Source organism: Candidatus Liberibacter africanus PTSAPSY (genome assembly GCF_001021085.1).
GTDB lineage: Bacteria > Pseudomonadota > Alphaproteobacteria > Rhizobiales > Rhizobiaceae > Liberibacter > Liberibacter africanus.
The window spans coordinates 600,967-625,358 of the sequence record NZ_CP004021.1 but is presented as its reverse complement, the minus strand read 5'-3'; the positions used below and the strand labels follow the sequence as shown (position 1 = coordinate 625,358).

Sequence of the window (24,392 nt, the reverse complement as noted above, 5' to 3'; positions counted from 1 at the left end):
TTGTAGAAGAAAGGTTTTTCCAACCTTTCTTCCAGCGATATTAAATATGAAATTTTACAATAATAGAGCATTGTCAGGCTGGTGATATGAGTAGCAAGATGCGACAATTCGATAATGCATTTCCTTTTGCCAATTATATACGCTATTCAATCATAAACATGCCTATAATGTTTTTGAGTGTTATTTTCTTATTTCTATCCATAATATTCATTATTTTAAGAGATTCTCTCGATAACAGCATGATCTTCGGGTTATTGAGCCTTCTTGTTATCATTGGCGTATTATTATTATTACTGCTCGTAATTAGCTCAATTGATATGGCAATAAAACCAACTATTCCTCTTGAAACGGCCTTTATGGATAGTGAACCAGAAGGGATACTCATTACAAATGAACGTGGAAACGTAATATATGCAAATAATGCATATAATAAACTTACTAATGTTGTTTGGAATAAAAGAATTAAAACATTAGAGAGCCTTCTCGCCCGCAATCAAGAAGCTAGCGAAGCACTTTATCGGCTTATCAATAGATTGCGCGTGCATCGAGAAGGAAGTGAAGAATTTCGTTTAATGCAGCCACTAAACAACAATTTTCAAGGTTCTGGACCACATTGGTATCGCCTTAAAGCACGCATCCTATCCATTGAACTACATAAAGAAAAGTTTCTATATGCATGGCGTATAACCGATATTACCTCCGAACGCAAAGAACAAGAAATATTTTTTCGAGAATTACAAAATGCTATCGATTATCTTGATCATTCTCCTGTTGGATTTATGTCAACTGATCATCAAGGGAAAATTTTGTATATTAATGCTACCCTTGCAGAATGGATTGGCATTGATCTTACTACATTCACCTCAAGATCAATGTCTCTAGGAGATATTATAGCAGGAGAAGGACTAGCCCTTATTAAAGCCATCCGCACAGAAATGAATCATCAAAAAACCGTGACATTAGATCTAGATCTACGTAGAGCAGATAATGGTCATGGTATTCCTGTAAAACTTGTACACCGTATTTTAGCTTCCTGCGATGGAAAGCCTGGAGAAAGTCGCACCGTTGTTGTGTCTCGCAAAAACTGTGATTCTAGCGATTCATCTGAAACAATAGCAAATATGCGTTTTAACCGCTTTTTTAACAATATACCTATGGCTATTGCTTCTATTGATCGAAAAGGAAGAATTTTACGCACTAACGCGTATTTTCTTAAGATTTTTCCCAATGCTATAAAAAGCGACGGCACATCTGATGATGTCTTTTCTATCGTTCATAAAAATGAAAAACGCAAGATTATCTCCGCCCTTGCTGATGCAAATGATCAAAAAAGTGATATTCCCCCCATTGATTCTCCTCATCCTAAAGATGAAAATCGCCACTTTCGCTTTTATATAAATGCCACACTTGACCGTAGTACAGAAGCTCCTGAAGAACAAGCTATTCTGTATACCGTCGAGATAACAGAACAAAAAGCCCTAGAAGCTCGTATGGCGCAAACTCAAAAATTAAATGCTGTTGGTACATTAGCAGGGGGAATAGCACATGATTTTAATAATGTGCTCACCGCAATTCTTTTATCTTCTGATCATTTGTTATTACAATCACGCTCTTCTGATGCTCGCTTTGCCGATCTTATGGCGATAAAACATAATGCCAACCGTGCTGCAATATTAGTGCGGCAACTGCTTGCTTTTTCTAGAAAACAAACTATGAAACTTACAGTGCTCAACCTTACTGAGGTGATCGGTAATTTACGTATGATGATTCAAAAATTGATTTCCGAGCCCCCACAAGTAAAATTCACTGTAGATTATGAACGTGATTTATGGGATGTTAAAACCGACTTATCTCAATTTGAACAAGTATTAGTCAACCTATGCGTCAATGCTCATCATGCTATAATGCTTAAAGAAAGTGGATCTTTAATTGTACGCACCCGCAATATCCCATCGACAGAAATACATACCTTTAATTATTCGGATCTTCCAACAAAAGACATGGTATTAATAGAAGTAGAAGATACCGGAATAGGAATGCCTCCTGATGTTATGGAAAAAATATTTGAACCATTCTTTACAACTAAAGAAGTAGGTAAAGGAACCGGACTGGGACTTTCAGTGGTGTATGGAATAATACGGCAATCTGGAGGATATATATTACCAGAATCTGAAGTGGGGAAAGGGACTATATTCCGCATATTTTTACCACGACATGTTAAAGAGAATATTCAAGAAACCTCTCATTCCCATGATATAGCTGTTATACCACAAGAAAAACCTGCTGATCTAACAGGAAACTCAGCTATAGTCTTGCTTGTCGAGGATGAAGATTCTGTACGACGTGGTAGCAAAAGAATGTTAGAAACACGCGGATATACCGTTTACGAAGCGTGCTCTGGAACAGATGCGCTGAAGATTGTAGAAGAACTGCAAGGTCGCATTGATATTGTTGTTTCTGATGTAGTGATGCCTGAGATGGATGGCCCTACACTACTTCGCGAATTGAGAAAAAAATATCCTAGTTTAAAATTTATCTTTATTTCAGGATATGCAGAAGATGCATTTTCCAAGAATTTACCTAAAGATGCTAAATTTAGCTTTTTATCAAAACCGTTTTCTCTAAAACAATTAGCTACATCTGTTCATGATCTCCTCCAAGCAGATCCTTAATATATTTCAAATAAAAGTTTAATATTTTTGATCCTATGTACTTGATAAATCGTAAATGATTTATTATTGTAATAAATAGTACTTTAAAAATATTTCACTTGTTTTCAGTAAACCGTGGAATATGCACATACAATTCGTGTTTTTTATAAATATCAAAAAATTATCTCGCATCATCACTTTTGAAGAATAATTAGAAAAGTTATGTGATAGTTCTAGAAGTTTATTTTGTAATGATTATTCAGATGTTTATTAAGACAATGACTTTTATAAAATAATACTAAAAAGTACCCTGATCTCCATGATATTCAATAAGAAAATATTGGATCACTTATAGTACGATTTAAAATACAAATGCGAGGTAGAAAAGATCCTATAATAAAAAAATAATATCCATATAATAATAAATCGCATAAAAAAATATTTATATATCTATATTTTATTAAACTTACTACTAAAAAAGAAATATTTTGAATATGTCATATTCCATCTATCGAGAACTATCATAATTAATAAAATAATATTTTCAAAAAATGGTCTTGATCAAGAAATACTTCTCAAAACTGTCTGCAAAATACCACCATTTTTAAGATAATTAACCTCATCAAGAGTATCAATACAGCAAATAATAGGAATAAACTTAGAGCTACCATCGGAATTGTAAATTTCTAAAGTACATTCTTGTCGAGGAGAAATTGTTTTTAAGTTTCTGATGTTGATGATTTCATCACCTTTAATGTTCAAACTTTTCCAAGACAATCCTTTTTCGAAAGCAAATGGAATTATTCCCATGCCTATCAAATTTGATCGGTGTATACGTTCAAAAGATTCCGCAATTACAGATTGCACGCCTAATAAATTAGTACCTTTAGCAGCCCAATCACGTGAAGAACCATTACCATATTCAACGCCAGCGAATACCACTAAAGGCACTTTATCCGCCTTATATCTCATCGCAGCATCGTAAATAAATAATTCTTCTTTAGAAGGATAATGGATTGTATAACCTCCCTGCCTCCCTTCACTGCCTAGCATATAATTGCGAATCCGGATGTTAGAAAAAGTACCTCGCATCATGACTTCATGATTGCCTCGCCGCGTGCCAAACTGATTAAAATCTCTTTCTTTAACACCTCGTTGACGCAAATAATTCGCAGCAGAAGAATCTAACGAAATAGATCCAGCCGGAGAAATATGATCCGTCGTTATTTTATCTCCCAGCAAACATAAAATTCGAGCTCCACAGATATCTGAAATTTCTTGAACATTATCACTAATTTTTTCAAAATAAGGCGGATTACGCACGTAAGTTGATTCTTCATCCCACATATAAGTTTCACTTTCGGGCACTTGAATATCCCACCAATTCCGGTCACCCTTAAATACATCAGAATATTTCTTCTTATATAGATCACACGTCACATACTTATTAACAAAACTTTGAATCTCACTATCTGTCGGCCAAATATCTTTTAGATATACTAGTTTACCTTCTTGATCTTCCCCTATCGGATCTTTCGTGAGATTCTTCCTTACACTCCCTGCAAGAGCATAAGCAACTACTAAAGGAGGTGATAAAAGATAATTTGCCTCCACATCTGGAGAAATACGACCTTCAAAATTACGATTTCCAGATAATACTCCAGCTACTACTAATTTATTTTGATTGATAACTTCGGAAATTTCTTTATTCAATGATCCAGAATTTCCAATACACGTTGTACATCCAAAACCGATAAGATTAAATCCTAATGCATCTAAATATTTTGTAAGCCCTGCTTGGACGAGATACTCATATGCAACTTGCGACCCTGGAGCACAAGAGGTTTTAATCCATGGCTTAGATTTCAAGCCTGCACGAACCGCATTGCGAGCCAATAAACCTGCTCCAATCATGACAGATGGATTAAAAGTATTTGTACAAGAAGTTATAGAAGCAATAGCTATATCTCCATGTTTTAAATAAAAATCGCATCCTTTAACAGGATATTTTTCGTCTAATCTATCATATTTTTTATAATATTGATCCATAGCACTTAAAAAATTGGAAGGAACGTCACCCAGACAAATCCGGGATTCTGGACGCCTAGGACCCGCGACAGAAGGATAAACATCTCCTAAATCCAATTTCATTCTCTTTGTAAATACAACTTTTTCATAATCGATGTTTCCACTCCACATACCTTGAGCTTTAGTATATTCTTCTACAAGGGAAACACGATTTCCAGAGCGTCCCGATAACTTTAAATAATCAATTGTTACCTGATCCACTGGGAAAAACCCACATGTAGCACCATATTCTGGCGCCATATTTGCTATAGTAGCACGATCTGCGAGCACCATGTTTTCAAGTCCAGCACCAAAAAACTCAATAAATTTTGACACAACACCTTCTTTGCGCAATATTTGCACAATCGTCAACACAAGATCAGTTGCTGTAACCCCTTCTTTAAGATGACCAGTTATCTCAAAACCAACTACTTCTGGAAGTAGCATTGAAATAGGACATCCCAGCATTGTGGCCTCAGCCTCAATTCCGCCTACTCCCCAACCCAAAACACCCAACGCATTAATCATAGTAGTATGACTATCAGTACCAACACAGGTATCGGGATACGCTATATTCTCTCCTTTTTCCTCTTTAACCCAAACTGATTGACCAAGATATTCAAGGTTGATCTGATGACAAATACCAGTGCCAGGAGGAACAACTCGAAAATTCTTAAAAGATTTCTGTCCCCATTTTAAAAAACGATAACGCTCTTCATTACGCTGATATTCTAAATCTTTATTACGATTTATAGAATCTTTACTTCCAAAATGATCCACTATAAGAGAGTGATCTATAACAAGATCAACAGGAACAAGAGGATTAATATTTTGAGGATCCCCCCCTAAAACACGAATTGCGTCACGCATAGCAGCCAAATCAACTAAAGCAGGAACGCCTGTAAAATCTTGCATTAATACACGAGCAAAACGATAGGAAACTTCATTATCAATAGTTCCTTTGTTGTCTAACCATTTTACAAATGCATGAATTTGTTCTTTAGTAACAGTACAACCATCTTCAAATCTCAGTAAATTTTCAAGCAAAATCTTCATTGAGCATGGAAGACGAGATATCCCCTGCAATCCATTAGCTTCAGCTTTCGGCAAACTATAATAAACATAATCAATCCCTCCAACTGATAGTATAGAACGACAATTAAAACTGTTTAAGGATTGAGACATCTATTCACACCTCTATCGTAGAATATTTAAAAGGAACATAAAAATTAAAAATATCACACTTGAATACGCTAAAAAAAAATTAAATCGGATTACTTATCTTTTCAATCACAACATCATTAAATTTCATTTAAATTTATAAACCTATAAATTATTGATTTAGCGAGATAATAAAAAAGCGACCTATGAATCTTAGGTCGCTTTTCATTTAGCAACTTATTTTATGCTAATCTCTTTTACCTCCCGTGAACTTAAGGAGATAAAGGAAAATATTGATGAAATCCATATAAAGGACCAAAGCTCCCATCACAGATTGACGCTCTAAATAACTCGCACCACAATGTTCTGAATAACCTTCTTTGATCCTCTGGGTATCATAGGCTGTAAGACCAGAGAAAATGAATAAACCAAGAACACTTAAAGCCAATTCAACTGAAGAAGAACGCATAAAAATATTAACTAAACCTATTAAACAAATTCCAAAAAGCCCCATTATGAGGAAAGATCCAATAGGACCTAAATCCCTTTTTGTTGTATAACCATAAAGAGATAAACAACCAAAAGAAGCAGAAGTAATAAAAAACGTTTGTACAATACTTTTACTTGTATAAATCAAAAATATATAGGAAAGAGACAACCCAACGAGAGCAGAATAAACAAGAAAGGATGTCATCAGTGCTGAACTACTTAAAGAATTCAACCGCAACTGTATAAAAAGAACTGCTCCCAAAGGCGCAAACATAATTATCCAAGATAATGGGGATTGACACATCATAACTCCAAATCTCGTCAACATAAGACCATGGAAACGTGCAACTGATTCCGCTGGGTCTAAAGTAGTTGCAAAACTACTAATCAAAAATGCCATAACACCTGTGATGATAAGTCCTAAAGCCATAAGGTTGTAAACCTTAATCATATACAAACGTAAACCCTCATCAACAGTAGTATCAAATCTACCTTTCGAATTTACAACTCTTTGATAATTACCAATATCAGACATTTTGACTCCTTAAAAAAGAAATACCTCTAATAGAACAAAATAAAGAACAATATTCTTAAAGCACCCATCACCTAACGACCTTAATCTCCAATCTAAGCAAAGAAATACTTTAAATTCACACCACATAAACCAAACACAACGCCAATTATAAATTATAATCCGATTTTTGCAAATAAAAATTATTCTCAAAAAATCCAACTATAACCCTAACATACTATGACAAAGCCATACTAATAGCTCGCTGAAATTGTTGAGCTACAAATAACGGGTTCGAAGCCTTAACAATAGGACGAGAAACAACTATATGGGAAGCACCATATTTTAATGCTGTTTCTGGAGTTGCAAATCTTTTTTGACCATCTGTCGCACTACCTAACATCCTAATACCTGGAGTCACAACCACCATATTATTGCCTACTACTTTTCGTACCATCTGAGCTTCTTGAGGAGAACATACTACGCCTCCCATTCCCATCTCACTTGCTTGGACTGCACGCATTCTCACCATGGTAGATATATTCTTTTCATAACCAGATTCTCTGAGATCAGAATCATCCATTGAAGTTAACACAGTCACAGCAAGCAAGCAAATACCTCTATCACGAGCAACATCCGCAGCTATGCGCATAATTTGAGGATATGCGTGTACTGTTAACATCGTAATCCCCATGTTTGCTATATGCTCAATAGCCGCGACTACAGAACTTTGTATATCAAATAATTTCATATCCAAAAAAATATTTTTGCCATCTGAAACTAAATCACGCGCTAATTCTAATCCTCCTGCAAAAGCTAAATGATATCCTATTTTATAAAAGGTCACCGTATCACCTAAAACTGATACGATTCTTTCCGCGTCCTTTATCGTTGGAAGATCAAGTCCAACGATAAGATGATTCATTCTTGCGAAATCTTTAATACTTAACGCAGTATTCATTTACTCAAAGACCTATTCACCAATGTCTTATTTATTAATCTAGTTTTATTAATCTAGAGTTTCCATCTAACGTACAAAACATATTCAATCAAGGATAAGATAATTCATAACCCGAAAATTACAATCCATACCGTATATTATTTGTCGCATCTATTTTAAATTTTACTCACTATATCCTCATAGGCATCAAAACATAAAAGGCATTAGTTGTCTGCATGCCTTTTATAAACGCAGAAGAATTAGAACTATCTAATTGAAAAACAACCTCCTCGTCTGAAATATTATTAATTATTTCCAATAAATATTTATAATTAAAACAAATATCCATAGGACAACTATTATAATTTACATTCATATTCTCTATTGCTTTTCCCATATCAGGATTATCAACCGTCATACATAATTTATCAGAAGATAGAGATAATTTGACCGCTTGACTCCGCACAGACGATATTGTCGACACGCGATCAACAGCTTGTCTCAAATTACTACAATTAACTCGTAATTCTTTATCATTATTATGGGGGATGACATTCTGATAATTAGGGAATTCTCCATCTATCAGCCTTATATTCATGGAAAGAGAACCTATATCTAGATGAATGCGTGATTCAGAAATACTAACTTTCACAGTCAAATTTTTGGCAGAAAGAATCCTTTGGATTTCACCTACCGCCTTACGAGGAACAATAATACTCGGCATCTTCACAATTTTATCTTCAATGACGACCTTCGATACTGCCAAACGATGCCCATCCGTTGCCACAGCGCATAACGTCATATCCTCTTCATTAATATGAAAAAAAATACCATTTAAGTAATATCTAATTTCTTCAGTGGCCATAGCAAAATGTGTATTATCTATAAGATTTTTTAAGACATCGGACACAATATCAAAAGAATACACATATTCTTCTTCTTCTTGGCTCGATAATTCTGATTCTAAGTAAGATTGCAAGTAAAATTCTGAACTTCCAGATCTAACTAATAATTGCGTTTCATTTTTATCACTCTTAGAAAAAGAAATATGCGAACCATCTGGCATCTTACGCACGATTTCATACAAAAGATGCGCAGAAACAGTGGTAAAACCAGAAATATGAATGCTAGCAGGTATTGTTGCTGTAATTTCAATTTCAGGGCCACTGGCTTTCATCTTCAAAAGACCATTATCTGCCTGCAGAGAAACATGACAAGAGACAGGTATAGTACTCTTGCGCTCGATAATCCTACAAGCATGACCTAAATTTTCAAGTATATCAGAACGCTCAACAGTGATATCCATTATAAACCTAGCATTTATCCATAATATCCTAATAATTTAATGCGATTATATCATCTGAAAAAATATAATCCATCAATTTATTTTAATAAATTACTTATTGATAAAACGATACTGGTCGTACCTATAGTTGCTAGTCAACAATACGAATCAAGCAACAAATAACAAATAACAAATAACAAATAACAAATACAATTCTAATGAGCTATCTAGTGTGAAATGATACACCGTGATAATAAAACAAACTCTTTCTTAAAAAGAGGAACACTCCTATGAAAGAATATTTATCAAAGTACAATCCTATAATCAATAGCTTGCTGGATACAGATTTTTATAAATTGCTTATGTTACAATTAATTTGGAAGTTCTATCCAAATATTAATGTTACATTTTCACTAATTAACCGCCAACCAAAATTGTACTTATCAGATAAAATAGACGAATCTGAGTTACGCGATCAATTGGATCATGCTCGCTCTTTACGAATAACCGAAAAAGAGAAAATATGGCTTACTGATAATATTTTTTATGGTAAAAAACAAATTTTTGAACCGAAATTTCTATCATGGCTTTCTAATTTTCAACTGCCAGAATATGATCTTTCACATAAAAAAGGACATTATATTCTTGAGTTTCATGGATTATGGAAAGATGTTACTTTATGGGAAATTCCTTCCTTAATTATAATAAACACACTTTATGCACGCGCAACTATTCGCTCAATGAATCCTTTTTCTATAGATCGAATGTACGCCCAAGCAAAAGACAAACTTTTATCTAAGATTATAAAGTTAAAAAATTGTCCTGGATTGAAGATAGCTGATTTTGGAACACGTCGACGGCACTCTCTCATATGGCAAAAATGGTGCATAGAATCTTTACAAGAAGGTATGAAAGATTCATTTCTTGGCACATCTAATACTATGCTTGCAATGAATTATAAGATAAATGCCATTGGGACTAGTGCACATGAACTACCTATGGTAGCCAGCGCAATTGCCCCAACAGATATAGAAACCCAAAATGCTCCTTATCAAATGATGCAACAATGGAATAAATTGTATGACGACAATTTACTTATAGCATTACCTGACTCTTTCGGGACTGATTTCTTCTTAGAACACGCTCCTTCTTGGATAGCAAAATGGAAAGGATTTCGTCATGACAGTGCATCTCCCATTGAGGGAGGAGAAAAAATCATTTCTTGGTGGAAAAAGATGAATTGTAATCCACAAAATAAACTCTTGGTTTTCTCAGACAATCTTGATGTTAATTCAATCATTAATATTTATAAACACTTCGAAAACCGTGTTCAAATGATCTTTGGATGGGGAACAAATCTCACAAATGATTTTGATTGTATGCCTGATAAAAATTTACAAATAGAAAAATTGCAAATTGTGTGCAAAGTCACAATGGCAAATAATAAAAATGTCGTCAAATTATCTGATGATCCAGATAAAACAACAGGGGACAACGCCGAAATTAAACGCTATACAGAACTATTCAAATAAAAGAACAACCACTGTTTCTCGTAAAAGAAGCGACATAATCAAACTGCATGAGAATGACAATGCATCTGCATCAACATCAGAATAAATGCAATAAAGGACAAGATTATCCTTAAAATGAATGTTTTCCCTAACATTATGAAAATCTGATTCGCGAATAGGAAGAAAAAATATCATATCCATTTGTTATCCAAAACAAGGGAAAACGCTTATATCCTTATTCTTTAATCTATCTAAAATCGCTTGTAATAAGCAAAATAAAAACGAATCATGATTCTGATAAATTACAAATTACAAATTACAAATTACAAAGAAAGATAAACAGTTATAGCTAATTCTTACAACAGTATTTATGGAAATATCGAAAAAAAGATATACCAAAATTCTATATAAGGTGAAGATATGCAAAAACTGCCCATAAAGCTGCTCAAATAGCAAAAACTTATGTGTTAAAAGTAATATTATACGATTTACAAGCAACTAATCATTCATGACTTTAATTTAGTAGTAACTTAAATCATTCAATGGCGGACAGAGAGGGATTCGAACCCTCGATACGCTTTCACATATACACGCGTTCCAGGCGTGCGCCTTAGACCACTCGGCCATCTGTCCTATTGTTGAAGAGACCTAAATTCATACATCGAAAAATATCACCGTTACAATCCACAAAAATTTTAATCAACACAAGACTGTGCGAAGAAAAATCCCATTAATCTTCCTGGGAATCATCGGAATTATTACCACGATTTTTAAAGGCCATTCCTAATATATCACCGAGCGAAGCGCCTGAATCTGAAGAGCCGAACTGCGCAATAGCACCCTTTTCTTCCGCTATTTCCAAAGCTTTTATAGATAAAGATACTTTACCGTCTTTCTTAGAAACATTTACGACACGAGCATCTACTATTTGTCCTTTGGAAAAACGACCTGTATCTTGATCTACACGATCTCTTGATAAATCAGAACGACGTATAAAGGAATCAACACCCTTGTAATCAATAAGTGAAACTTCTATACCACCTTCATTAACGGCGATCACTTCACACGATACGACTGTATTCTTGCGCAAATTACTCATAGAATCGACAATGTCTGGAGCAGAGCCATTAAGTTGTTTTATGCCTAAAGATATACGCTCTTTCTCAATATCAACATCTAGAACAACAGCTTTAACCACATCTCCTTTAGCATACTCTCCGATCACTTTTTCTCCTGGACGATTCCAATCAAGATCAGAAAGATGCACCATCCCATCTAAGTTATCATCCAGACCAATAAATAATCCAAACTCAGTCTTATTCTTAATTTCACCTTCAACCTCTGTGCCAACCGGATGACTCTTAGAGAACGCTTCCCAAGGATTCACAAGCGCTTGTTTTAATCCAAGAGAAATTCTTTTTCTAACAGGATTAACCTCTAAAATAACAACCTCAACCTGCTGTCCAACAGAAAGAATCTTACTAGGATGAATATTCTTCTTCGTCCATGATATTTCAGAAATATGAGCTAATCCCTCAATACCAGCCTCTAATTCAATGAATGCTCCATAATCTGTAATGTTTGTAACAGTACCCGTAACTTTACTTTCTTCAACGTAACGATCCTTGATATCGTCCCAAGGATTTTTCTCTAGTTGTTTCATTCCAAGAGATATCCGATGCGTCTCCTGATTTATCCGTATGATCTTTACTTTAACTTGTTGGCCTATGCTCAAAACTTTTGAAGGGTGCTGAATACGATGCCATGCTATATCAGTAACATGCAACAAACCATCAACGCCGCACAAATCTACAAATGCACCGTAATCCGTAATATTCTTGACTATACCCTCAATAATCTGCCCTTCTTCAAGCTTCTGCACTATTTCAGAACGTTGCTCAGCACGAGATTCTTCCAAAACAGCACGGCGTGAAACAACGATATTACCACGTCTTTTATCCATCTTTAAAATTTCAAAAAGCTGTGGCTCATGCATAAGAGGCGTAACATCCCTTACAGGACGCATATCTATCTGCGATCTAGGCAAGAACGCAATTTCTCCGTTAAGATCAACCGTCAAACCGCCTTTAACCTGATTGAATATCACTCCTTCGATTCTCTCGCCCGCCGCAAACTTCGCTTCTATCTTCTCCCATACTCCTTCGCGCAACGCTTTATCTCGCGAAAAGACAGCCTCACCAAAAGAATTCTCGGTACGTTCAACATAAACTTCTACTTCATCGCCAACTTTTACGGGAACTTCCTGACCTTTCCCCATGAACTCTCTTAAAGGGATACGCCCCTCAAATTTTAGCCCAACATCGACAACTACAACATCTTTCTCTAGAGCTACAACCGTACCCTTAGTTACACAATTCTCAGCAAGATCCTTCTTAGAAAAGCTCTCCTCAAGAAGTGTGGCAAAATCATCGCGGGACGGACTGGTAAAAGACATCGATACTCCATTAATAGAAATAAAAAAACTGCAACCTATCTTTCTTAATATTCTTCATATCAGATCACAAGAAAAATTAATAGCATCTAATAGAAAAAAGAAAAAAAAGGATAACGACTTTTACCCGTTGCAAAGCCTTGTGTCAATAAGTCCTTTCGCAACTTTACACATAGCAATTATATTCATCTCTGATGTATCAAAAAAATAAGCGTCTTTATCTCGTATAAGCGGGCAATAATTCCGATTTTTATCTTGATTATCACGTTTTCGTAAATCCTCAAGAACCTTTGTATAATTAATTTTTTCTCCATTGGAAATCATTTCATTATAACGCCTCCGTGCCCGTACTTCTAAAGAAGCTGTTACATAAAATTTTACCTGAGCATTGGGACAAACATTAGTCCCTATATCCCTTCCATCGAGAATTACCCCCGGATTTTTCTGAGCAAAAGACCTTTGAAAATTAATTAATGCATCACGAACAGATGCCAGTGAAGCTAAGTCCGAAGCCGCATTAGCAATAGCATGCGATGAAAGTTGTTTTTTATCCAAATCAGATAAAACAATGTTCTGCGCTATTTTTGTTGCCGCCCCCGCATCATTCAACGATATTCCAGCATCTAAAATTTTTTTCGCAACAGCTCGATAAATTAACCCAGTTTCAAGATAATGAAACCCATATTCAAGCGAAATAAAACGAGACAGCACTCCTTTGCCTGCAGCAGCAGTGCCATCAACGGCAATAATCACATTATTGCTTAGCTCTAATCTATCCATTCGATTCTAGCACCCAGTCCCTGCATTAAATTTATAAAATTTGGGAAAATGGCAGACGTATCACTACAATCATCAACGAAAATCGAATGTTCTGATGCAAGTCCCATAATAAGAAAACTCATAGTTATACAATCAAAATTAGATCGCACCACATGCCCCGCGCTAGATCCCAACCCTTTTCCCTTAGGCATACCCATAACAACTAAATAATCTTCGCCTTTTTCATATTGAACATTGTTAATTTTAAAGCACTCAAGGAGCGAAGAAAATTGCTTTGATCTCATTAATTTCCCCAATCCCTTCATAATCGTTTTCCCTTCAGCAAAAGCAGAAATCACCAATAAAATAGGATATTCATCTATTGCAAACGACACACGATCCTCAGATATTGTAATTCCTTTGAGGTTGGAAAAGCGAACTTGAATATCAGCAACATTTTCACCATTTTCAATGCGATGATTCGAAAAATTAATATCAGCCCCCATTTCTTGCAAGATATTAATTGATCCAATACGCAATGGATTAATTAATACATTTAAAATTTTTATATCAGATTCGGGAATCAACAAAGCAGCGGCTAATGGAAATAAAGCCAAAGAAGGATCTCCCGGTATTTTTAAATTACACCCTGAAATACTTCCTCTTCCTTTTATTTTCACTGAATAATCTTCGCTTGTATTAGAGTTGATCATTAAATCAACCCCAAATTCCCTGAGGAGAATTTCCATATGATTCTGCGTCTTCACAGGCTCAACAACCTCGGTTATACCCGGAGTATTAAGCCCTGCTAATAAAACAGCTGATTTCACTTGTGGTAAAGCCAAAGGAGATATATACGAAATTGGATTGGGCGTTCTTGGGCCGCGCAAAGCTACTGAAAAGCAACCTTCTCTGTGAGGAATTACTTGAACCCCCATCTGACGCAAAGGAGTTAAAATATATTCGATTATCTCTTGTGAAACCTTTCTCCCTCCTTTAAAAAAAGTTTCAAAGTCATATACACCAACAAGGCCCATCATGAGCTCATATCCCATGTCGAAATTCTTGAAATTCAATGGATATTTGGGAGATAATAAACATCCATTGCCAACACCATCCACAATCCATTCACTATTTTTTTTTGTAAAATGCGCCCCTAAATAGTTCATCATCCTCATTGTATTGAGCACATCATCACTTTCAAGCAATCCTCTAATCTGAGTTCTTCCTGAAGCGATACCCCCTAATATCATCGAAAAATGCGAAAGACATCTATCCCCTGGGATATCAATAATACCTCGAAGACCAACAGACTGTGATGATTCCGTCGGATTTTTTTTGCAAAAAAATGGCATAATGTTCCACTTGACTCAATCTCAGGAAAGAAATATGAGAACATCTCTTAAATTACAATTCCAAAAGTAACAAGATATTTTTGTAAAAACGCAATTCTTGCTTTCTTTTAATATTTATAATATAACTCTATACTCGGAATAGCTATTAACATTGAGGATCTTATATTTTGGCAAAACCAGAGCTTGGAATCAAGAGAACTTGTCCCGATACGGGAAAACGGTTTTATGATTTAAATAAAAAGGTCATTGTATCCCCTTATTCAAACAATTCTTGGCCTCTCTCGTATTTTGAAACACCTGCCACTCCCGTAGTAGCAGAAGAGGTTTGCAATCTTGACGAAGAAACAGAGGTAAAACATACTTCATCTAAGGAAGATACAAATACAATCGACACAGAAGACAATGGCGATCTTGATATGGAATATGTACAAGAAATCGATCTTGAAGAAGATGATGATTTTCTTGAGCCGAATGATAGCGATACTGATTCCGATTCTGATATAGTCGACATTGATACCATAGACATCTCTGAAGATATAGAATCAAATTAACACCATTAAGGACAGCTTAACGTAATCGTCAGATTATGACGTTATAGATTTCTCAATTTATTGCGCGCAACGAAGAACAAGCTTTTTCATATGTCTTTTCCCAGAGGTGTTCTAGTTATATCTTATAGCCTGCGCGCCAAAAGGGGCTATAGCTCAGTCGGAAGAGCGCTTGCATGGCATGCAAGAGGTCAGCGGTTCGATCCCGCTTAGCTCCACCATTCAATTGAATCACAATGTCCCTTTTATGTAGTTGAAAAATAGGTTATGTAGTTGAAAAATAGGATTTTTTCTTTATTCTAAAACTATAAGTTTATGCCTAAAAGCCCGAAATACGACTCAATTGAAAAGACATCTTTGTAAATTTACACTGGGTTTATGCTTATAATTATAGGACAGCATGCGTAGCATATACTTTCTCAACCAAAAAAACCACTGCATCTCGTTGCAATTCAAAGACGGATCGTATATCCGTAACTGTACACAACAGATCTGAGAAAAAATATTTTCTGTTGAGTTAGCCGAAGCTTTAGCTTATTGAAGAAATACAAACTTGTTAGGAAAAAGTAGGATATAACGTACAACATACTAATCTTAATTGAATAAAAAATTTTAACAATACGCGCTTTGTTGATCAAAATTTAGATCCCCCTAACCCCTGAGGGGAAAGAGCAATTTAGGTAAGTGTTTTATCATGGAAAATAGAAAATCTAGCTATAGTTACGAAGAAATCCTTAGCTGCGGCGAAGGAAAAATGTTTGGAGAAGGAAATGCGCAACTCCCTACACCTCCAATGTTAATGTTCAATCGTATAACACAAATATCTGAAACTGGAGGCAATTATAATCAAGGATTAGTGCGCGCTGAAATGGACGTTGATCCAAACTTATGGTTCTTCAAATGCCATTTTAAAAATGATCCTGTCATGCCCGGATGCCTTGGATTAGATGCTTTATGGCAGCTTACAGGATTTTTTCTTGGATGGTTAGGAGAACTCGGCAAAGGAAGGGCTATATCCGTTTCTAATATAAAATTTAGAGGTATGGTTACACCTGATTGTAAACTAATTGAATACGGAGTAGATTTCAAAAGACTCATACGACGGCAAGTTATTCTTGGATCTGCCGATGGATGGGTAAAAGTTGATGGTAAAGAAATCTATAAAGCGGAAGATTTACGCGTTTGCCTTACTGTCAATGATGACGTAATTTAGTGAAAATGATAAGGAAGAGGTCTTTATTATGAAACGGGTAGCAGTTACAGGGATGGGGATTGTATCTTCCATTGGAAACAATGTTTCTGAAGTGGCTATCGCGCTGCGAGAAGCTAAATCTGGCATCACTTTCTCAGAAGATTTTTCGAAATTTGGTTTTCGTTGCCAAGTATGGGGGAAACCTCGTCTTGATGCCAAAGAATTAATTGATCGAAAAGCTATACGTTTTCTATCACAGGGAGGAATGTGGGGGCATATCGCTATGCAACAGGCCATTTCTGATTCTGGCTTACAACCTTCCGAAATAACCAATGAACGAACAGGATTAATCGCTGGATCAGGCGGCCCTTCTACTAAATGTATTGTTGATTCTGCTTATATTACCGAGGAACATAAAAGTACTCGACGTATAGGTCCGTTTGCAGTGCCTAAGGCAATGTCATCTACGGCATCTGCTGCTTTGTCAACTTGGTTTAAGATCCGTGGAACCAGCTATTCAATCTCTTCAGCTTGCTCTACTTCTGCACATTGTATCGGAAATGCTGCAGAATTAATCCAATCTGGGAAACAGGATATAATGTTCGCAGGGGGACAAGAAGACCTTGATTGGACGATGTCTAACCTTTTTGATGCAATGGGCGCAATGTCGTCAAATTTCAATAATGATCCCTGCGTTGCTTCCAGACCATATGACTCTAAACGTGATGGATTCGTAATATCTGGCGGAGGAGCAATCATAGTTATGGAAGAGATGGAACGAGCCAAAGCTCGTGGCGCAAAAATTTATGCTGAATTATCTGGCTATGGTAGCACGTGTGATGGTTATGATATGGTGTCTCCTTCTGGAGAAGGTGCTGTGCGTTGCATGCGTCAAGCTTTAAAATCTGTGAATGGCTCTGTTGATTATATTAATACTCATGGAACTTCCACTTTGATAGGAGATACAAAAGAAATAGAAGCTATTAGAGAGGTATTTAAAGATAATATTCCGTACATACAATCAACCAAGTCTCTAACTGGGCATTCGTTGGGAGCAGCGGGAGCACAAGAAGCAATATATTCCTTAATAATGATGCAAGAAAAGTTCATTGGCGAAAGTAAAAATATTGAAGAGATTGATCCTGAATTTGCAGGTGTCCCAATAGTTCGAAAACGCATTGATAATGCAAAGATTGATACCGTTTTATCTAATTCTTTTGGATTTGGCGGAACAAATGCAACCCTCGTCTTTCAACGATATAAAGGATAGCTCCGAATGAATGAAATTCTCAAAGGGAAACGTGGTTTAATCATGGGAATTGCAAACAATCATTCCATAGCATGGGGAATAGCCAAAGTGCTGCATTCTGCAGGAGCACAGCTTGCTTTTTCTTATCAAGGAGCTCCTATAGGGAAAAGACTAGCACCTCTTGCGCTAATGTTAGATTCTGACTTTACTATTCCTTGTAATGTAGAAGATACATCATCCGTAGATTTGCTATTTAAACAAATTGAAGAACGCTGGGGATCATTAGATTTCGTCGTACACTCTATAGGTTTTTCTGATAAGAGTGAGCTGAAAGGACCTTATTCCAATACTAGCCGTGATAATTTTGTCCGGACTATGTTGATATCTTGCTTTTCTTTTACTGAAATTGCAAAACGTGCAGCAAAATTAATGCCTTCCGGAGGATCCCTAGTGACGCTTACTTATGGAGGATCTACGAGGGTAGTTCCTAATTACAATGTCATGGGAGTTGCTAAAGCTGCCCTTGAGTCTTCCGTTAAATATTTAGCATGTGATTATGGATCTATGAAAATACGAGTTAATGCTATTTCTGCTGGACCAGTACGCACTTTGGCAGGTGCCAGCATCTCCAATGGACGTGATATCGCTTCTTGGAGTCAAGAGCACTCCCCTCTTAAAAATTCAGTATCACTTGATGATATAGGCAACTCTGCCCTTTATTTACTCTCTCATCTATCTAATGGCGTCACAGGAGAAATTCATTACGTAGATTGCGGATATAATATCATTGCCATGCCTACAAGCATATAGAACGCATAAGATGCCCGCTAGATTAGATAAACGTTGGGTATTGTTAAATATAGCCCCCTAAAGACCGACAACCTGAAACATAACTTTTGCTATTGTATAACAATTATTATTCACAATCTTTAGTGTTAATTAAGTAATATCAAAGATTATCCCCATTTAGTAACGATAACTCCTTAAAATTATTGAAATATACTTTCTTTTTAAGTTACAATCAATCTTAAGCTAGTGTAGTTAATACTACTGCAAATTAACAAAAGATGTTGCCTTTATATCATCGAGATGAATGATAAACTAACATAAAAATAATATGAATATTCCCTTTGAAAAAATAATCATTTAAAAAAAATATTTCATAAATTAACTACTTTTTAACTATGACTGAGAGATGATCAACAATGTATATTAGTCGTGTTATAACTATCATCGAATATTATTTAAGAGTAAACAAAATACGATGAGCGTATTCCAATCCAAAAAAATACATTTCAATGATACGGTATCTAAAAAATTAGGATTAGAGAACACCTCAAATCTGACAGATGTTCAACTTGTTAAAAATTGGATTAAAAAAACTTTAAATGAAGAAAAACACAGATCTTTAAGTAAAGAAAAACGCGATAAAATTTATCTTTTATGGTCTTCACTAAAAGAGAATTCTGGAAGTAATACAGAAGTAAGTGATCTAAATTTAGATTGCTCTTCTCAAAAAAACGCTACTAGTGATACTGAAAATGATGATAGTAAGAAATTATTTGATTTTTTGGAGCAACATGTTTCCAAACATGATGATGTCCCACAAAAAATTAAAAACAAAAAAACACAAGACATTCTTGTGCCGCAAAGCACCTCAAAATCACATCCCCCTAGTGGTGTCATAAGCCAAGATAATGATTTAGATGTTTTTTATTCTGACATGGCTAAACTATCAAAGAGTATAGCTGAATTATGCCGAATTATGTCTACGTCTGGAATGAAAAGATCTCATTTTCATCTTGAAAAATTACTGTCCAATATGGAAAATATTGCAAAAGATTATTCCCTAAAAAATGTAAAAAACAACTGGGAAGATGCTCTCCAATACTTTAAAAAGTTGGATTTGCAAAATCTACATGAAAAAATCAATACTCTCTCATGTCAAATGAACGTTATACAAAGCACTTTTGATAAAAAAAATAGTGAATCCACGAATCCTACAGTTGATCAAAAACTGTTGTCTATCGTGAATAATACCCACAACCTTTTATCATTGCTGAAGCTCTTAAATGAAAAAATATCCACGAAAGAAGTATTGTCGCTTGATACAAAGCTTTCTGAAATTAAAAACTCCGTTGAAAACAATGGTAAATATACAGAATATTATACCAAAAAATTTGTTAGAAAGTTTGAAGATCGCTTAGATAATATTGGTTCAAAAGTTCAAAATATACATAAAGACGTTTTAGATCAGAAAAAACCTACTAAACAAAAATTAGAATCTGTTGAAATATTAGATCAACGTCTCAAAAATTTGGAAGCTCATGTTAAAAATATCATACTAAAACTAGAAAAAAAGCAAAACACCCCTGAATCCCAGACTATTATACGTAATTTAGAGGGTCAGATTTCTCATATCAAAGATCTTATAGCAAATAATTCAAAAGATCAGAAAACATCTCAAGAATTTGATCAACATGTTTTCCGCCTAGAAGACTATATAGTTAAAACTGCCTATAAAACAGCTCGATCAATGTTAAATTCTATCGATCGCAATCAAAATATAGAACAAATTATAAAAAATAATATGCAGGAATACTGTAAAGAGATCCAAAAGGTATATGCAGAACAGACAATCAAGAATTTTACTACACTCTATGACATGCTTGTGAAAATTTTCCAAAAATTGGAAAATCCTATAGAAGCACAGAATCCATCTATATCTTCTTCTCTATCTCCAGACTATCATGGGCCAGAGGAATCTACCGCATCCTTTCAAGATCCATTTCATGTAAAGAAATTTGATAAAATTTCGGGAACAAACCAAAATGGAATACAATCAGATAAACTTTCAACTCAATCATTTATACAAGATACGCAATCTCCAACTTTTTCTTTAAATAATTCTTTAGATAGCACGCAGAATGGACTACATGGCATCTCTGAACAGAACGATCCAGGGTGTGATAAAGAAAAAGAATTAAATATTACTAATGATATACAACAGATCTTGGAAAGAGTATCTTTGATACAACATGGAATATTAGAAGATGACAATAAAATTCCTGATTACATCTCTGCCGCAAGGCGTGCGGCGTCAGCATCAATTATGCGAAATGATATGCTTAAAAAAACAACTTACACCGAAAAATCCACTACACAAAGATGGAATTTTATCAAACGCATAACTCCTAGAGGATGGTATGCCTCTATAATGTTAGCAATAGCATTGCTTGTTTCTTCTTTGTTGTTATCTCCTGCTTTAATTAGATCTACATTTGTTTTTTAAAGCTAGAGCTTTGGATATTAAGCTATCTTTTTAACAATCAATTTATAGCATGATTATTCATTTTCTTCATTCCTATAGAGAACTGCTAAAGCTATATATTTTTAAATATATGCATTAATTCAGCAGTAGTCGGGGAACGATCCATGGGCGATCCTAAAATTGCAAGCGTCGGCATACTACTAAATATTCGTTTTGCTACCCTAATAATATCTGAGCAAGTAATAGCTAATATTGTGTCCATTATTTCTTCGTTGCACAGAACGTTACCACGGAACATCGTCTGTTTGGAAATTTCTGACGCGCGAAAATCGGAATCTTCTTGATTCATTATTAACTGTGCACGTATTTTAGCGCATGTATTAGTTATTTCTTTTTGTTCTATATTTTTTAGTAAAGACTGTAATACTTCAACAATGGCAGATGTTAACTCCATAACGTTTTCTTTTGATGTAGCTGTAGTAATACAAAAAACGCCATTATCAGAAAAATTGTTATGATGTGCTGATATCGAATAGCACAACCCACGTTTTTCTCTAACTTCTTGAAAAAGCCTTGAAGACATTCCACCTCCAAGAATTGACGCTAATATCTTCGTTGTGTAAAAATCAGAAGATTGATATGCACATCCATTGAATCCTAAAACCATATGTTCTTCTGCAAGATCTCTGTGTTGAATATATTCTCCACCAGTATATACTGCTTTCTTCAATTTTTCTCTTGTTTTGTCCATCGGTAATACATTAAAACACTTCTCTACTTGAGACACACAAGATTCATGGTCAACCGCTCCAACACATACTATGTACATGCGATCTGCTGTATAATTACGAGATATATAGGAAACTATATGCTCTGATGTGAAAGATGAAACAGTGTCTGGTTTCCCTAAAATTGACCTTCCTATAATTTGGTCTTTCCAAGAAACTTCTAAAAAACGATCATAAAGGAAACTCCACGGATTATCTTCAGACATGCCAATTTCTTCTAAAACAATATTTTTCTCACGAGCTATGTCAGAAGGATTAAAGACAGAATTACTTATCATATCTCCGATAATATCAAGCGCTAAAGGAACATCCTCTTCTAAAACCCGGGCATGATAAGAAGTATGTTCAACCGACGTATACGCATTGATATCTCCTCCCACATTTTCAATCTCTTCTACAATTTCTTTTGATGTACGTTTAGTCGTTCCTCTGAACAACATATGCTCTAGGAAATGAGCCATCCCATGCTCTTCTTTTCTTTCATGGCGAGAACCAGAGCTTATATTTATTCCTACAAACGCACTTTTAACATATGGAATTACCTCGGTTATAACGGTAATTCCGGAAGAAGTTTTGCTAATTCTAAGGTTCAATTTCAATCTCCGCTTTTTTTTTAATAAACTCTTTAATTTTACCTATATCCTTGTTCATTACGATAAAACTTTCAGTTCTTTCCATAATATGTTCCATAGATATAGGACAATCTGGAACTATACCCGAAGCCTTTTTAACAAAATCTGGAAATTTTGAAGGATGCGCTGTAGCAAGTGTTACTATTGGTGTTGAAATAGTCTTCCTACATGCAAATGCAGCATGAATACCAACAGCGGTATGAGGATCAACAAGATAGTTAAACTGCTTTAAAACAGAGTTAATAACAGAATCGACATCTTTCATCGAAGATTTTTTAGCATAGAAAACACGGGATATTTCTCGTAAATTTTCTGGATCAATTTGAAAGTACTTTTTGCTTTCAAGGGAATCAAAGGCCTCTTTGACAAGCAGGGAATTCCTCTTACTAATTTCGAACAATAGTCTTTCAAAATTAGAAGATATTTGTATATCCATCGCAGGCGATGTGGTTTCCTTTACTTTTTCTGGTTTGTATATACCTGTATCCAACATACGCACAAGTGTATCATTTTCATTGGTCGCTATAATTAACCTTTCAATCGGAAGTCCCATTATTTTTGCCATATATCCTGCAAAAATATCCCCGAAATTACCGGTTGGAACACTAAAAGAAATTTTACGATCTGGACTCCCTAGCGAAACTGCCGAAGAAAAATAATACACAATTTGCGCCATAATACGCGCCCAATTTATGGAGTTAATTCCTGATAAATTTACTGAATCACGGAAAAAAACATCCGCAAATAAACTTTTAACTATTTTTTGACAATCATCAAAACTACCTTCGATAGCTATAACGTTAATATTAGATGCTTTTGACGTCGTCATCTGCCTCTGCTGAACGAGAGAAATTTTTCCTTTTGGGAAAAGAATGTACATACTAATTCTTTTTTTACCCGCAAAAGCTTTGATAGCGGCAGCCCCTGTATCTCCAGAAGTTGCACCTACTATTGTTATATGTCTATCTCTTTCTTCTAAAATATGCTCTAGCAATTCTGCGAGTAATTGCATTGCTATATCTTTGAATGATAATGTCGGTCCATGGAATAACTCCAACAAGAACTCGTTTGCATTTAATTTGACCAACGGTGTAACTGCTGAATTTCGGAAACAACTGTATGCTCTGTGCACTATTTCCTGTAGTTTACTAGAACTAATTTCTTCCCCAATAAAACGACGAAAAATAAAAAACGCAATTTCTTGGTAACTACAGCCTCGTAAGTCCTTGATATATTTTTCTGAAAAATGAGGAATCTCTTTGGGAACGTATAATCCTCCATCCTCTGATAATCCAGAAAGAATTGCATCGCAGAAACCAAGATTCAAATCAACATTACGGGTGGAGATATACTTCATAAAATACCAAACACTATATTTTTCCAAAAAGTAACGAACTTCTACAACGATGCAAACAGTCTTCCGTTAACGTATAACAAAGCGCAACTCATTCATCCTCAATATATCGTTATGCAATACTGATATTAAAAAAGTATTTCGATATAATTATTAATATTTCATTTAACTGTACAA

17 protein-coding genes and 2 tRNA genes are annotated in these 24,392 nt (G+C 35.2%); 8 read left to right on the top strand and 11 right to left on the bottom strand.

Translation table 11 applies throughout. From position 1 onward, the window contains the following. Positions 1-86 precede the first annotated feature (86 nt). A complete protein-coding gene (cckA, locus tag G293_RS02875; protein ID WP_052775020.1) occupies positions 87-2,672 on the top strand; it encodes a cell cycle histidine kinase CckA in 2,586 nt (861 codons plus the stop codon). Positions 2,673-3,212: 540 nt separating this feature from the next. Here cckA and acnA read toward each other — a convergent pair. From acnA to dnaN, 4 genes are all read right to left on the bottom strand, one after another. Further along, a complete protein-coding gene (gene acnA / locus G293_RS02870; RefSeq protein ID WP_047264226.1) occupies positions 3,213-5,903 on the bottom strand; it encodes an aconitate hydratase AcnA in 2,691 nt (896 codons plus the stop codon). Positions 5,904-6,126: 223 nt separating this feature from the next. Then, positions 6,127-6,903 (bottom strand): Bax inhibitor-1/YccA family protein, encoded by a 777-nt coding sequence (locus G293_RS02865; RefSeq protein ID WP_047264225.1) that lies wholly within the window; start codon positions 6,901-6,903, stop codon positions 6,127-6,129. A gap of 214 nt (positions 6,904-7,117) precedes the next feature. Then, on the bottom strand, positions 7,118-7,840 hold the full coding sequence (pyrF, locus tag G293_RS02860) for an orotidine-5'-phosphate decarboxylase (RefSeq protein WP_047264224.1): 723 nt from the start codon (positions 7,838-7,840) through the stop codon (positions 7,118-7,120). 169 nt (positions 7,841-8,009) lie between these two features. Next, a complete protein-coding gene (gene dnaN, locus G293_RS02855) occupies positions 8,010-9,125 on the bottom strand; it encodes a DNA polymerase III subunit beta (RefSeq protein WP_047264223.1) in 1,116 nt (371 codons plus the stop codon). A gap of 269 nt (positions 9,126-9,394) precedes the next feature. Between dnaN and pncB the strand changes: the two genes are divergently transcribed. Continuing rightward, the gene (gene pncB, locus G293_RS02850) at positions 9,395-10,636 is read left to right on the top strand and encodes a nicotinate phosphoribosyltransferase (RefSeq protein ID WP_047264222.1); all 1,242 of its coding nucleotides are present in this window, start codon (positions 9,395-9,397) and stop codon (positions 10,634-10,636) included. Here pncB and G293_RS02845 read toward each other — a convergent pair. From G293_RS02845 to G293_RS02825, 5 genes are all read right to left on the bottom strand, one after another. After that, positions 10,625-10,810 carry a hypothetical protein gene (locus G293_RS02845; RefSeq protein WP_148407340.1) on the bottom strand — a complete coding sequence of 62 codons (186 nt, stop codon included), beginning with the start codon at positions 10,808-10,810 and terminating at the stop codon, positions 10,625-10,627. The two genes, pncB and G293_RS02845, sit on opposite strands and share 12 nt — an antisense overlap. Before the next feature lie 348 nt (positions 10,811-11,158). Then, positions 11,159-11,248: transfer RNA gene (locus tag G293_RS02840), tRNA-Ser, on the bottom strand. Between the two features lie 97 nt (positions 11,249-11,345). Further along, positions 11,346-13,070, bottom strand: a complete 1,725-nt coding sequence (gene rpsA / locus G293_RS02835) for a 30S ribosomal protein S1 (protein WP_047264220.1) — start codon at positions 13,068-13,070, stop codon at positions 11,346-11,348. Between the two features lie 120 nt (positions 13,071-13,190). Beyond that, entirely contained in the window at positions 13,191-13,847 is a 657-nt protein-coding gene (gene cmk, locus G293_RS02830; RefSeq protein ID WP_047264219.1) for a (d)CMP kinase, read from the bottom strand. Then, positions 13,835-15,181, bottom strand: coding sequence for a 3-phosphoshikimate 1-carboxyvinyltransferase (locus tag G293_RS02825; protein WP_047264218.1), 1,347 nt, complete (start codon positions 15,179-15,181; stop codon positions 13,835-13,837). The genes cmk and G293_RS02825 overlap by 13 nt, the downstream gene beginning before the upstream one ends. 167 nt (positions 15,182-15,348) lie before the next feature. Between G293_RS02825 and G293_RS02820 the strand changes: the two genes are divergently transcribed. The 6 genes from G293_RS02820 (at position 15,349) to G293_RS02795 (ending at position 21,462) form a co-directional block, all read left to right on the top strand. Beyond that, positions 15,349-15,732: a TIGR02300 family protein gene (locus G293_RS02820; protein WP_047264217.1), complete on the top strand. Its 384-nt coding sequence runs from the start codon at positions 15,349-15,351 to the stop codon at positions 15,730-15,732. Positions 15,733-15,874: 142 nt separating this feature from the next. Further along, positions 15,875-15,950 (top strand) — tRNA-Ala (locus tag G293_RS02815). A 473-nt stretch (positions 15,951-16,423) separates the two neighbouring features. Further along, positions 16,424-16,942, top strand: a complete 519-nt coding sequence (gene fabA, locus G293_RS02810) for a bifunctional 3-hydroxydecanoyl-ACP dehydratase/trans-2-decenoyl-ACP isomerase (RefSeq protein WP_047264216.1) — start codon at positions 16,424-16,426, stop codon at positions 16,940-16,942. Between the two features lie 28 nt (positions 16,943-16,970). Further along, positions 16,971-18,191, top strand: a complete 1,221-nt coding sequence (gene fabB / locus G293_RS02805) for a beta-ketoacyl-ACP synthase I (protein WP_047264215.1) — start codon at positions 16,971-16,973, stop codon at positions 18,189-18,191. Between the two features lie 6 nt (positions 18,192-18,197). Then, positions 18,198-18,980 carry an enoyl-ACP reductase FabI gene (gene fabI, locus G293_RS02800; protein ID WP_047264214.1) on the top strand — a complete coding sequence of 261 codons (783 nt, stop codon included), beginning with the start codon at positions 18,198-18,200 and terminating at the stop codon, positions 18,978-18,980. Positions 18,981-19,434: 454 nt separating this feature from the next. Further along, positions 19,435-21,462 carry a hypothetical protein gene (locus tag G293_RS02795; RefSeq protein ID WP_047264213.1) on the top strand — a complete coding sequence of 676 codons (2,028 nt, stop codon included), beginning with the start codon at positions 19,435-19,437 and terminating at the stop codon, positions 21,460-21,462. A gap of 91 nt (positions 21,463-21,553) precedes the next feature. Here the strand turns inward: G293_RS02795 and G293_RS02790 are convergent, their stop codons facing one another. Beyond that, positions 21,554-22,822 (bottom strand): M16 family metallopeptidase, encoded by a 1,269-nt coding sequence (locus G293_RS02790; RefSeq protein WP_047264696.1) that lies wholly within the window; start codon positions 22,820-22,822, stop codon positions 21,554-21,556. Beyond that, entirely contained in the window at positions 22,812-24,218 is a 1,407-nt protein-coding gene (thrC, locus tag G293_RS02785) for a threonine synthase (protein WP_047264212.1), read from the bottom strand. The genes G293_RS02790 and thrC overlap by 11 nt, the downstream gene beginning before the upstream one ends. Between the last annotated feature and the right edge of the window lie 174 nt (positions 24,219-24,392).

Excerpts from the sequence above, each read along its gene's own strand:
- cckA (WP_052775020.1), top strand. The coding sequence starts at position 87 with ATGAGTAGCAAGATGCGACAATTCGATAATGCATTTCCTTTTGCCAAT.
- acnA (WP_047264226.1), bottom strand. The coding sequence starts at position 5,903 with ATGTCTCAATCCTTAAACAGTTTTAATTGTCGTTCTATACTATCAGTT.
- G293_RS02865 (WP_047264225.1), bottom strand. The coding sequence starts at position 6,903 with ATGTCTGATATTGGTAATTATCAAAGAGTTGTAAATTCGAAAGGTAGA.
- pyrF (WP_047264224.1), bottom strand. The coding sequence starts at position 7,840 with ATGAATACTGCGTTAAGTATTAAAGATTTCGCAAGAATGAATCATCTT.
- dnaN (WP_047264223.1), bottom strand. The coding sequence starts at position 9,125 with ATGGATATCACTGTTGAGCGTTCTGATATACTTGAAAATTTAGGTCAT.
- pncB (WP_047264222.1), top strand. The coding sequence starts at position 9,395 with ATGAAAGAATATTTATCAAAGTACAATCCTATAATCAATAGCTTGCTG.
- G293_RS02845 (WP_148407340.1), bottom strand. The coding sequence starts at position 10,810 with ATGATATTTTTTCTTCCTATTCGCGAATCAGATTTTCATAATGTTAGG.
- rpsA (WP_047264220.1), bottom strand. The coding sequence starts at position 13,070 with ATGTCTTTTACCAGTCCGTCCCGCGATGATTTTGCCACACTTCTTGAG.
- cmk (WP_047264219.1), bottom strand. The coding sequence starts at position 13,847 with ATGGATAGATTAGAGCTAAGCAATAATGTGATTATTGCCGTTGATGGC.
- G293_RS02825 (WP_047264218.1), bottom strand. The coding sequence starts at position 15,181 with ATGCCATTTTTTTGCAAAAAAAATCCGACGGAATCATCACAGTCTGTT.
- fabA (WP_047264216.1), top strand. The coding sequence starts at position 16,424 with ATGGAAAATAGAAAATCTAGCTATAGTTACGAAGAAATCCTTAGCTGC.
- fabB (WP_047264215.1), top strand. The coding sequence starts at position 16,971 with ATGAAACGGGTAGCAGTTACAGGGATGGGGATTGTATCTTCCATTGGA.
- fabI (WP_047264214.1), top strand. The coding sequence starts at position 18,198 with ATGAATGAAATTCTCAAAGGGAAACGTGGTTTAATCATGGGAATTGCA.
- G293_RS02795 (WP_047264213.1), top strand. The coding sequence starts at position 19,435 with ATGAGCGTATTCCAATCCAAAAAAATACATTTCAATGATACGGTATCT.
- thrC (WP_047264212.1), bottom strand. The coding sequence starts at position 24,218 with ATGAAGTATATCTCCACCCGTAATGTTGATTTGAATCTTGGTTTCTGC.